We start from the raw sequence: 11854 nt of genomic DNA, 5'->3' as shown, positions 1-11854 counted from the left end.
GCAAAATTTGCTGTGCCAGCCCGAATACAATGACGTTCAACGCCTGCGTATTCGTATGCTTCACCTACGGTACCGCAATCAATTACTTGCAAATGAGCTTGATGATATTCAGCAATTACACTAATTGCTGCCCCGCCAGTCGTGAAGTTTTGCAGCATTTGACGGGTTACGGCTTGAGGATATGCAGAAATATTTTCTTCAACTACGCCATGATCGCCCGCAAAAATCGTGATCCATGGATGGTTAACATGTGGATGTGCATTTGACTGTAAACTGGCAAGTTTAACTGCTATCAGTTCTAAATCACCTAAGGCACCAGTAGGTTTTGTGAGTTGGAGTTGATGTTGCTCTGCTTGTTGTTTTGCGTCCAAATTTGGTTGCTGTACAGACTCTAACCACCAGTTCATTTTATTTCTCACCTTTTAAAATCATTGGAAAACCAGCCACACAAAACACAACCTTATCTGCAATTTGCCCTAGAGCTTGATGTAGTCTGCCTGCTTCATCTACAAATCGTCGACTTATCTCACCGAGTGGCACAACGCCTAAACCCGTTTCATTACTTACTAAAATAATTTCTGACTCAAGCGTAGGTAAAACCTTTAATAGTTGCTCACACTCAACTTTTTGAACATTTTGATCTTCTAACAGTAACAAATTGGTTAGCCAAAGCGTTAAACAATCCACCAAAATAATTTGATTAGGTCTATCAATTTTTTGTAGAGCTTTTGCCAAAAATAAAGGTTCTTCAACCAAAGACCAGTGAGCAGGACGCTGATTTTGATGGTGTTCAATTCGACTTTGCATTTCTGGGTCAAGCGCTTGCGCCGTAGCAACATAAGTCACAGCTAATTGCGTATTTATTGCTGTTTGTTCAGCCAGTCGGCTTTTGCCAGAACGGGCTCCACCCAAAATCAGTTGCAACATGAATCACCTAAGAACAAATGCTGAGATGGATATAACTTACCTTGTAAAGTTTGAGCTTGATAACAACCAAACGTTAAATGCTCGATCTTAAGATCAAATTCAGCGTGTTTGTATTGTACAGGTAATTCAGAAATTTTATGTAAAATCAAATCACTACTATAGTCTTTTTTATACAACCCCAAAGTAATATGCGGACAATATTCTAAAGCGGCAATTTCATTAGAAACTAAACCTAACTTTTGGCGTATTTGAGATAAGATATTTTCGGTGTCTTGGATTTGAACAAATAAAGCGCTACTAAAGCTATCAACAGAACCAATTTTTAATCGAAATGGTGCAATATCTTCTTTTCTTAAAATTTCGCTTTGCTGCTCTAACTCACTCAAACTAAAGTCATCACTATAGATTCTGGTTTTGTGGTTTAAAAATCCACATATAAACAGCGTGATATGATATTGACGGTTATTGGGTTCTAATAAGAATTCTGAAAAATGCGCGCGCAAGGCATCTAAATAATCAACTATTTTTTGATCATTAATTTCTAAATACCATAAAGCATAATTTTGGCGCCCAAGATGCCATTCGGGATAATCCCGTATAGATGTTGGCACCATGAACGTCGAAGGTTTTAGCAGCACAGCTTTAATTCAAAATCATTCAATTTTCGTATTAAAGCATGTTTGCCTTTCAGTTGTAGAACATTAATTATTTAAACGAACTTAAGCATACTGAGTACGCGTACTTTTGGAGTTGGTAATATTTATGTTTAAAGGCTGTTTGCCTTGTTCAGAAAATAAATATTGAACTAATTGCGTTAACTCAACTTCAATTTGTCTTTTTTGGGCAGTACTCATATCCAATTTCTGAATTTGCTGCTGTAAATGTTTAATCGCATCAGCCTCTTCAATTTCTAAATATTGAATTGCATAGGCATACCCTAGCGCAGCGCCTTTTAATAGGTTTTTATAAGGCAAATTATGATCTATATTCGCCTCAATTGACGCAATTACTCTTTCATTATGAGTTAATTTGCGAAGTGGATCTCTTGCCACACGCTGACAGGGGTCTTTAAAAGCATATTCACATGAGTCTAGAAAGCTTTGTGCTATACGATCCAAATCTTTTGCATAGTTAGGTAATACTATTGCAAGCCCTTGCTTTACTTCTCTAATTAAGTTTTCTGCAAATGCTTTAACTGAATGATCACCCATGGCAACACCAATAGATTCATAACCTAGTAAAGATGCGTACCAAGCAAGCATGGCATGCACGCCGTTCCATAGACGGTTTTTGATTAATTGAATATCTGTAATCTGATTAACCAAGACAACTTGACGTAACTTTTCGAGTAGAGGGCTGCCTTTTTCTACATAAATTGGAATATCCGTTTCGCTATGAAACAGAATTAGGTCCATGCTTTGTAATATATGACCTGGCTGGAAATTACGGCGCATGTTATCAACATATAAAGATGCCTGGTTTTGCTGATCTTGAGTCAGTTTATTGCAATCTTCAATTTCGACTTGTTCTTCATGCTCCACATCAGATAAATGCTGTTCAAGAAAGTGATGCTTAATGCGAAGTTGGCGATATAAATTTTGATTAGATAGCTTTGAAACCATGCGATTTACAACGGTGTCGCAAAAGTAATGTTCTTTTAAAATATGCTCAGTAACATCTTCATCATTGGTTAACTCTAGTAGAGCTTCTCTAAGATGCTTCATAACCAAATATTTCGCGCCGACTTTATTTAAAATAATTAGAAAAGTTAGCGGTTCAATACATGTTTCAAGTTGCGAGTTAAAACGCGCATATAATCCTTTTGCAATTATTTTTGACTCAGTCTCGATCGCTTGTTCAGGTAAGCAAAGTGCAATCAAACTTGAATGTGTATACATCTCTAACATTTGTTGTTCATTGTCAGAATCAACAATGGTCATATTCTCAATACGTTCATCATAAGAAAACTGTCCATAGCGAATACTATAAGTTCCAAATGCATTCACAGCTTCTCGAAAAAGACTATTTCGTGTTGAAGCAATAATTCTCTTTGGTTTTGTGTATCCATCCCAATGTGACAAGATTTGTGCTATATAACCACCGCCAATAGCACCGAAACCATGTATCCCGACCGTCAGTTGATTTAAGCTTTGCGGAAAAGGTTCCTGTATCTCTGGCATATCCATAACAGGAATAAATTTGTCGAGATCAGTTAAGAAATCATACATTTGATCATAATAAAAATGCGCTTTTTCCAGCATCTCATCATTTGGTTCTTTAATATCTTTTAATAAAATCGTTAAACCTTTTGAAGTGTGAGCTGAAGTTAAACCATTTTCAGAATCTTCAAACATAAGACACTGGTTAGCATTCAAGTGAAGTTGACTAGCAGCTTTTAAAAAGATTTCTGGATGTGGCTTTCCTTGCTCTACTTCATCACCACAAGTAATCACATCAAAAAATTTATAAACATTCGCATTAATTAAATATTCTTCGGCAATTGCTCTACGGCTTGAAGTCGCAACAGCCATTCTTAAGCCAGATTTTCGTAAACGTTCTAAAACTTGAACTAAACCTTTTTTAATCGGTACGCCGTGTTTTCGAATATATTCAAGTTCCATTTCATCAGCTTTTTTTCGAATTTCTTTATAGGGAACATTTACACCATATAAACGTTGAGCCAATTGCTCAGCCGTAGTTGCACTTAAACCTAAACATTGCATTAAATATTCGTGTGAAAATTCCTGTCCAATGAGTTCTTGAGATGCTTGTTGCAATGTTTGAAACCGCAACCTCTCAGTATCAAACATTGTCCCATCCATATCAAAAATTGCTCCATGAACAGGTTTTCCATGAAAAATAAGCACGCTTTTACCTCTTTTTTGATCATGTTTTATTCAGGGTATACAAAAAATTGGTTAAAAAGGCAGGATATTAATAAATGAAACATTAGTGGTTATTTTTTAATCAAAAATATAAGAGATCTGTTACTGAGTAGCGTTAATACTCTAAAAAGGTTGAACAATATGAATAAGTATGAAGGTAACTGTAAATGCAAGAACGGCAAGCCATCCTCGCTTGCCGCTCTTGGTTTATTCTTTTTGTTGCGCTGATAGTATTTATTTTTCTTAGTTCCATTTACCGCTACTTGAACCTGCATATTTTTATAATGTCTCGCAGGTGTCACATACCAGAAATCAACTCATCTTTTTCAACACCATTGTTATTGGAGTCTCTGGTATAACTTTAAATCGCCTAAAACCCAGCATTACAGTAGTAGACGTTAATCTTAATTACTAGAACGTTTCTCAACTTTCAATATGTATAATGATAATCATTTTCATTTAATAATGCAAGTTTATTTTAATTTATTAAGGAATACCTATGATTTATAGATATTCCCTATCTCACTTCATATTAATAATTAAATGTATAACTGAGGCCGTAAGTACGTCCTTCAGCTGGTATACTTTCTACAAGACCATATACTTTTTCTGCTTGTTGACTATAGACAGTTCGATAGTCTCTATTCCAAACATTATATACACCAAAATCTATACGTCCTTTCCAAGCTGGAAAATGAGCCAAAACATCCATCGTGCTATAGCCTTTAATTTTTACAGCTGAAAGTGAACCATCTTTTACTGCTTCATTTGTACCTTTTATAGCAAGAATTTGCATACGAGCACCATATCCTTCATCACTGTTCCACTCGGCAAAAACAGTACCTTTGATTGGTGAAACTTGAAAAGCATTCAACTCTTTCCATTTACCATCCGTATCTTTATATTGACCTCGCGTATAACCCAGTGTTCCCCCAACTTTAAACTCTTCCATAAATGGGTAGGTCGCCGTTAGTTCAGCACCATATACACGTTGGTCTTTGTCCATAACCTCAGCAACAGTTTCTTTATTACTGTTCTTGTAGAATTGAACAACTTTATCTGAGGTATTATAGAAACCCGTTATACCTAGATTTAGGCTTTGCTTCCCTTGTAAACGCCAGCCTAGTTCATAGCTGTTTACACTAATAGGTTGGATATTAGCGGTTGATATATTAAATGCATCACGCATCATCCGTTGTACATCTGGAAAGCTAAAACCTTGAGAGAAATTAGCAAATATTTGCTGCTCATCTGTTAATTTATATATCGCTCCCAAATTGAATAAAACAGCATCGTCATTTACAGATCCGCTTGGTTGTATCCCATTTTTAGTCGAATACTGTTCTGTTTCAGCTTTAATGTATTGGTAACGAGTACCAGCCTGGACATTCATACGGTCTGTTAAAGCATAATCACCTTGTATAAAAACGCCAGCACTTTGAATTATTGTATTTGGACCGGCATCGGAAGTTTTACCTGTAGGTTTATAGGTCAAACCTGTATTAAATGCTGTGAAATGCTCGTAGTGTTGATGATCTTTTTCGTGTTCATAATCTAAACCATAAGTTAGATTAAGATCACGATTCATAATATCTAAATCACTTTGTACTGTTGAACGCAGACCAGCCACTTCGATTTCAGATTGAGATTGTTTTACTTCTGTATTTTCCCCTCCTAAAAAGACTGGAAAGAATCGAGCATCTTCTTTACGGTAATATCCTTCTAAATTTAAGACCTGACCTAAAATATCTTTATTTTGGTATTGAGTGTTGAATGCATAGCGCTCTGTAAAAGGCTGATTAGGTATTTCTAAACCCTTCTTCCCAATATATGAGTTAGGCGCTCCCCCATAAATATAATTTTTCCCATAATCAGGACCATAACTCGTATCTTGTTCATCCTTATAATACTGTGCACCCAAACTTAGTGATTGGTTATCAGCTAAATCTATATTTATACGACTATTAACATCAATTGTATCAGTATCAGGACGGCTACCTTGCATAGGTGCTATAGCAATACGATCACCATAGCTATCGAACTGAGATCCGCGACTAGTGAAATTAGCCCCTAAAAAACCATTTACATTATCTTTATAAAATGAAATGGATTGGCCAATTTCATAAGCTAGACTATCACTCCGAAATGTATCGGAAGACGTAATACCAAGTTTAGTTTCAAAACTTACTGGTTTAGTCGAATCAGCACGTTTCGTAATAATATTAATAATCCCGCCGGTAGAACCTGATCCATAAATACTTGTAGCTCCTGAAAGAACTTCAATACGTTCAATCATGCCTGGACTAATACTATTTAGTTGCCGAGCAACATCGCGTGAGCCATTTTGCGATACGCCGTCAATCATAATCATGACATCACGACCACGCATTGTTTGCCCATAGTTGGTAGTTGTTCCACTACTCACCCCAAGTGATGGAACCAACTGAGCCAGTATATCGGCAATTTTTCGTCCAGCAGTTGCCTGTTGTTCAATTTGCTGCTTTTCAATCGTTTGAACTGTGCCTGCAATTTCAGCAATATTTTTTGGCGTCCTTGTCGCCGTCACTATAATTTTTTGCAATTGAGCTACAGGCTTTTGTGTCGGTTGATTATTAAGGGCTGCCTTTTCAATACTTGTATTTGCATGAACCTGCTGCGCAAATATTGCTGCTAGAGCAATACAACAAGGTTTTAATTTAAAATATCGTGATTCTGCACACATCAGATGATTTGAGTTAGCCCCAACCTTTTTGTATTGATTCATTTTCCCTTTCTCCAAACCCAAAAGTTATTAGATAGTTATAAGGCTCGGAATAATACTAAATATAAATAATAATGAGAATTGTTTTTATTAAAAGAACTTAATTTAATATTACCTATCTTAAAATTAGTTAATTTAATGAGATAAGAAAAAGATTTATTTTACTCATCAAGTACATCAACAAATTGAGCATTTAAAAGCTGAGCTAAATCTTTGGGATTTAAACCAATATCCAACCCTCTTTTTCCCCCACTTACATAAATTTTATTAAAGTTTTGAGCTGATGCATCAATGACCGTTTTTAATCGTTTCTTTTGGCCTAAAGGACTAATCCCACCTACTAAATATCCTGTTAAACGTTCGGCATCTTTAGGATTAGCCATCTGTAATTTCTTACATCCAAACGCCGTAGCTACTTTTTTTAAATTTAATTGATAATTAACTGGTAAGACAGCAACGAAATAATTTTTATCGTCACTTACCATTAGAGTTTTAAATACTTCATTTACATCTAAATCTAATTTTTCGGCTGCTTCTAATCCAAAACTTTTGGCATTTGAATTATGTTCATATTCATGGATAGAAAATTCGATTTTATTACTTTTTAACAATCTACATGCAGGAGTCATGATAAGTGGTGTTATAGATGAAATTGTTTCGATTATAGTTTTTTTAGAAAAAATTTTAAATTTGTTTAGGCTATTTACAAGAGTTACATAAAAATTCAAACAGCAACTGAAGAAAAAATAATCTCAACTTGATATTCGGTGCTCGACTCCATATATTTTATTTAGATTTGAAGTCTGAGCTGACAATTTTATGAGTTATAAACACAACAATCTGATGGCCATGCGTCACCGTTTTTGGGATGAATCATCAGATTCTGTATTAAATGAAAAGCAATTTTTGCAGCAGACGTTAATTGAACAAGGTATTTTTAATAACGCAACTCTTGATGATGTTAAGTACTTCTTTTATACCCTTCCTAGCATCATTATAGTAAAAGCTCATGCACTTGGTTTTATGCATGATTCAGTCAAACAGATGTTATTGCAACATATTCAGACGAATCGCCTGCATTTGATGCAGAAATCTGAATTAAAGATTCAATTTAAAATGTAATCCATTTTGTTATCAAAGATCTGTTTTATCTTAGTTTTAGTCATCTGAATTGTTTTAATTTCTAAATTGCTTAGGCTATTTAAGAATTATTGGAATAAAGATGACCATTTCAGCCTATCATTCAGTCTGAGAGAACTATTTTAATACGCTCAAAACATGTAATATTCGTTACAATTTTAGATCACCAGCGTTTGGCTGCATGATGCGCATAGGATTCTATTTTCATGTCAAATCAGAAAGATAAGCTTAAGAGTTTAAAAACTTCTTCCATGGATCGACGCTTATCAATCGCGAAAGCTTCTTTACTTGCAGGAACACGTTGGGCAACTGCAAGTGCCTCTTCTTTATTTTCTAATGAAGAAGAAAAAGAAAAGAAACGCAAAAAAGCGATGAGCGAACAAGCTAACTATCTGGTTTCTGAAATAGGTAAACTTAAGGGTTCTATTGTTAAAATTGGCCAAATGATGGCTCTTTATGGTGAACACTTTTTACCAGAAGAGATTACTCAAGCATTAAATACCCTAAATAACCAAACTGTTGCTTTAGACTGGCCGGCAATTAAGCCACATCTACAAGAGCAACTGGGTGCTAAATTAAATGATTTAACGATTGATCATGAGCCAATTGGTACTGCATCTCTCGCACAAGTACACCGTGCAACGCGTAAATCAGACGGCTTAGAGCTAGTTTTAAAAATCCAATATCCTGGCGTTGCAAATGCAATTGATTCAGATATGAGCTTGTTTAAAAACATGCTTAAACTGACACGTATGGTGCCACAAACCCGTGAATTTGATCAGTGGTTTGATGAAGTTCGTGAAATGATGCATCGCGAAGTTGACTATGATGTTGAAGCTGCCACTACCCGTCGCTTCGGTGAACGCTTAAAAGATGACGAGCGTTATATTGTTCCGACAATTGTAGATGAATACTGCACCAATCAAGTACTTTGCATGACTTTTGAACGTGGTGTTCCAATCAATAGCCCTGTGATGTTGTCTTTGCCTCAAGAGCGTCGTAATCAACTCGGCGAAGCTTCACTTGAAATTGCAGTTCGTGAAATTTTTGAATGGGGTGAAATGCAGACTGACCCTAACTTTGGTAATTACCTTGTTCGTTTGGGTAATGGCCAAGACGTTCAGGACAAAATTGTGTTATTAGATTTTGGTGCTATCCGTCAGTTTGATGAACATCTGTTAGCAGTTGCACGTCAACTCATTCAGGCAGGTTATCAGCATGATAAAAATGCGATGGTACAAGCCATGACTGGATATGAATTTTTTGATGCAATGCCTGAAAGTATTAAACCTGGCATGGCCGATGTGTTTTTAATCGCGACAGAAGCATTTAGTACCCCTGCAAATAATCCAGATATGCCCGCTGGCCTTATGGATGAACATGAACGCTATGACTGGAAGAAAAGCCAGTTACATAGCCGTGTTATGCAGCAAGCAAGCAAATCAATGGCGTCACGTTATTTCTCAGTTCCTCCAAAAGAATTTATGTTTATTAGCCGTAAGTTTATTGGGGCCTATACGTTTATGACAGTTATTGATGCAAAAACAAATGTGCGACGTATGATTCGTAACTTTGCTTAATTTAATAAAGGACTAGAATGATTCCATGTCATTCTAGTCAATACCTCTCAACCCACCCAATCATCAAATATTTTTAAACTAATAAAATCAAAAATTTATAATTTTATTATTTTCTATTTGCCATTTATCTACTCATTTTTTGAATGTCAGTAACGACATAGTTTTTTAATATGAGGCGTGTCAGCATAAAACAATAACAACGTGTTAGGACACCATAATCATGACAAGTATGATCAATAAAGCTCAGGGTTTGGGTTTATCGCTAATTACCAGATTGGCTGGAAGCGATGTACTTGATCAACTCAAGTTGCGTAAATTTGTTGAAAAATCTCTTTATCAAGGTTCAAAAGCTGGTTTTAAAGCATTAAGCCAGACTCAAAAAGCATTTAAACCAAAACAGATCTCCCAACAGCGATTACCTCGCCAACAAAAAAATCTATTTGATTTAAGCCTAACTGAAGAACAACAAATGACTTCTGATGCAATGTCTCAATTTGCTCAAGAGGTTTTATTAGGATTAGCGCATGAAGCTGACCAGAATGCTCAGTTTCCTGAAAGTCTTTGGCAATATGTTGAGGATCTAGGTCTTAACTACTATGCACTTCCAGAGGCATTAGGTGGTGTCGCGACCGAACAAAATATTGTAAGTAATCTAATAATAGCTGAAAAACTAGCTGAAGGTGATTTTAGCCTTACAGCAGGATTACTTAGTACATTTAGCGTTATCAATGCAATTACACGTTGGGGTTCTGCTGAAGTTCAGTCAATGTATCTACCATGTTTTGCAGAAGACTCAGACATTACAGCAACCTTTGCAGTTCAAGAAGCAACTCCAGCATTTAATCCTTATGCTTTAAAAACAAAAGCATCACTTGAAAATGATCAGTTTTTTATTGATGGCGAAAAAACATTAGTGATTTTAGGTGATTTAGCTGATGTATTTTTAGTAAGTGCAGACTTTAACGGCAAACCAGACGTATTTGTCGTGCAATGCGGTGACACAATTTCAATTAAAAACACTCCAGCTATGGGTCTTAAAGCCACAGAAACTGCAACTCTTCGCTTTAATCACACTCCTGCTCTACGGTTAGGTGCAACAGATTTTGACTACACTGCTTTTTTAGATTTGGGCAACTTAATGTGGTGTGCAATGGCTGTAGGTACATGTGAAGCTGTTAAAGCTTATTGTATTAAATATGCCAATGAACGAACTGCTTTCGGTGAACCAATTTCTCATCGCCAAAGTGTCGCTTTCATGATTGCAGATATGGCTATTGAAATTGATGCAATGCGTATGCTGCTTTTAAACGCAGCAAGCCTTGCAGAGTCAGGCAAGCCATTTCACCGCGAAGCTTATCTAGCCCAACTACTTTGTGCTGAAAAATCCATGAAAATCGGTACAGATGGTGTGCAAATTCTTGGTGGGCATGGTTTCACAAAAGAACATCCTGTTGAACGCTGGTACCGTGATCTACGCGCTACTGCAATTTTACAATCTGGCTTACATGCTTAAATGATCAATCAGAGGATACTTTAATGAATTTACAAAATCCTAAAAAATTCAAAATGATGATTGATCAAGCACATGATGTTGCGATCAATGTTTTACGCCCTATTTCTCGTAAATATGATAAGGCTGAGCATGCGTATCCCAAAGAGCTGGATATGCTCGCTTCACTTATTGATGGTATGAATGAAGGTGGCGAAGGTATTAATGCTGGAGCTGCAGGTGCTGGAAAGCGCGGTGATACAGACAGTGAGGGTGTTCGTAACGGAACCAACATGTCGACCGCTCTTGGTATTATTGAGATGTGTTATGGCGATACAGGCTTATTGCTGAGTATGCCACGTCAGGGGCTTGGGAACTCAGCAATTGCTGCTGTCGCAAATGATGAGCAATTAGAGCGGTTCAACGGAACATGGGCAGCAATGGCCATTACTGAACCTGGCTGTGGCTCTGACTCTGCTGCGATCCGCACCACTGCAACAAAAGATGGCAATGACTATATTTTAAATGGTGAAAAGATTTTTGTGACCTCTGGCGAACGTGCAGATTCTGTCGTCGTTTGGGCCACGCTTGATCGCAAACTTGGACGTGCAGCTATTAAGTCATTTGTGGTACCCAAAGGTACACCGGGAATGAAGGTTGAACGTCTCGAAAATAAATTAGGAATTAAAGCTTCAGATACGGCAGTGATTAGTTTTATTGATTGCCGTGTGCCAGCCGAAAACCTTTTAGGTAATGCCGAAGTAGACGTCGCTAAAGGTTTTGCTGGAGTAATGGAAACTTTTGACAATACTCGCCCCTTAGTTGCAGCAATGGCAATCGGTTGTGCTAAAGCTTCACTAGAACGTATTAAAGAGATTTTTAAAGATCAACTCGATCCTAATTACTCTACCCCCTACCTACATGCTTCTAACCTTGCAGCACAAATCTACCGTATGGAAGCTGAGTGGGAAGCTGCTCGCCTACTCATGTTAAAAGCAACGTGGATGGCAGATAACAAAAAACCAAACTCTAAGGAAGCTTCTATTGCAAAAGCAAAAGCAGGTCGTGTGGG

General features: G+C 36.8%; 10 protein-coding genes. 4 read left to right on the top strand and 6 right to left on the bottom strand.

Annotation, left to right across the window (positions count from 1 at the left end):
* The 6 genes from UC75_RS19845 to ybaK all read right to left on the bottom strand — a co-directional run.
* A partial coding sequence (locus tag UC75_RS19845) for a nicotinate-nucleotide--dimethylbenzimidazole phosphoribosyltransferase (RefSeq protein WP_228137204.1) occupies positions 1-407 on the bottom strand: 407 nt, incomplete at its 3' end.
* A 1-nt stretch (position 408) separates the two neighbouring features.
* Complete coding sequence (gene cobU / locus UC75_RS02400; protein ID WP_049836550.1) at positions 409-927, bottom strand: bifunctional adenosylcobinamide kinase/adenosylcobinamide-phosphate guanylyltransferase; 519 nt, start codon at positions 925-927, stop codon at positions 409-411.
* A complete protein-coding gene (locus UC75_RS02395) occupies positions 915-1541 on the bottom strand; it encodes a 2'-5' RNA ligase family protein (RefSeq protein ID WP_049836549.1) in 627 nt (208 codons plus the stop codon). Before UC75_RS02395 ends, cobU begins: the two co-directional genes overlap by 13 nt.
* A 105-nt stretch (positions 1542-1646) precedes the next feature.
* On the bottom strand, positions 1647-3794 hold the full coding sequence (gene mtlD, locus UC75_RS02390; protein ID WP_049836548.1) for a bifunctional mannitol-1-phosphate dehydrogenase/phosphatase: 2148 nt from the start codon (positions 3792-3794) through the stop codon (positions 1647-1649).
* Positions 3795-4344: 550 nt separating this feature from the next.
* Positions 4345-6576 carry a TonB-dependent receptor gene (locus UC75_RS02385; RefSeq protein ID WP_049836547.1) on the bottom strand — a complete coding sequence of 744 codons (2232 nt, stop codon included), beginning with the start codon at positions 6574-6576 and terminating at the stop codon, positions 4345-4347.
* Between the two features lie 158 nt (positions 6577-6734).
* On the bottom strand, positions 6735-7202 hold the full coding sequence (gene ybaK, locus UC75_RS02380) for a Cys-tRNA(Pro) deacylase (RefSeq protein ID WP_049836546.1): 468 nt from the start codon (positions 7200-7202) through the stop codon (positions 6735-6737).
* A 190-nt stretch (positions 7203-7392) separates the two neighbouring features.
* Here ybaK and UC75_RS02375 point away from each other — a divergent pair, with 190 nt between their 5' ends.
* The 4 genes from UC75_RS02375 to UC75_RS02360 all read left to right on the top strand — a co-directional run.
* Positions 7393-7695, top strand: coding sequence for a hypothetical protein (locus UC75_RS02375; protein ID WP_004792622.1), 303 nt, complete (start codon positions 7393-7395; stop codon positions 7693-7695).
* A 224-nt stretch (positions 7696-7919) separates the two neighbouring features.
* Entirely contained in the window at positions 7920-9293 is a 1374-nt protein-coding gene (locus tag UC75_RS02370; RefSeq protein WP_005304840.1) for an ABC1 kinase family protein, read from the top strand.
* Between the two features lie 229 nt (positions 9294-9522).
* The gene (locus UC75_RS02365; RefSeq protein ID WP_171249495.1) at positions 9523-10806 is read left to right on the top strand and encodes an acyl-CoA dehydrogenase family protein; all 1284 of its coding nucleotides are present in this window, start codon (positions 9523-9525) and stop codon (positions 10804-10806) included.
* 23 nt (positions 10807-10829) lie between these two features.
* Positions 10830-11854 (top strand): acyl-CoA dehydrogenase family protein (locus tag UC75_RS02360; RefSeq protein ID WP_228137030.1); only part of this gene is annotated, 1025 nt, incomplete at its 3' end.

Origin of the sequence: Acinetobacter sp. V2 (assembly GCF_001188385.1) — a bacterium.
In the GTDB taxonomy this organism is placed as follows: Bacteria; Pseudomonadota; Gammaproteobacteria; order Pseudomonadales; family Moraxellaceae; genus Acinetobacter; species Acinetobacter oleivorans.
This window is presented reverse-complemented; position numbering and strand designations above follow the sequence as displayed.

Bases quoted from the DNA above. Each gene is read 5' to 3' on its own strand.
- cobU (WP_049836550.1), bottom strand. From the start codon at position 927: ATGTTGCAACTGATTTTGGGTGGAGCCCGTTCTGGCAAAAGCCGACTG.
- UC75_RS02395 (WP_049836549.1), bottom strand. From the start codon at position 1,541: ATGGTGCCAACATCTATACGGGATTATCCCGAATGGCATCTTGGGCGC.
- UC75_RS02385 (WP_049836547.1), bottom strand. From the start codon at position 6,576: ATGAATCAATACAAAAAGGTTGGGGCTAACTCAAATCATCTGATGTGT.
- ybaK (WP_049836546.1), bottom strand. From the start codon at position 7,202: ATGACTCCTGCATGTAGATTGTTAAAAAGTAATAAAATCGAATTTTCT.
- UC75_RS02375 (WP_004792622.1), top strand. From the start codon at position 7,393: ATGAGTTATAAACACAACAATCTGATGGCCATGCGTCACCGTTTTTGG.
- UC75_RS02370 (WP_005304840.1), top strand. From the start codon at position 7,920: ATGTCAAATCAGAAAGATAAGCTTAAGAGTTTAAAAACTTCTTCCATG.
- UC75_RS02365 (WP_171249495.1), top strand. From the start codon at position 9,523: ATGATCAATAAAGCTCAGGGTTTGGGTTTATCGCTAATTACCAGATTG.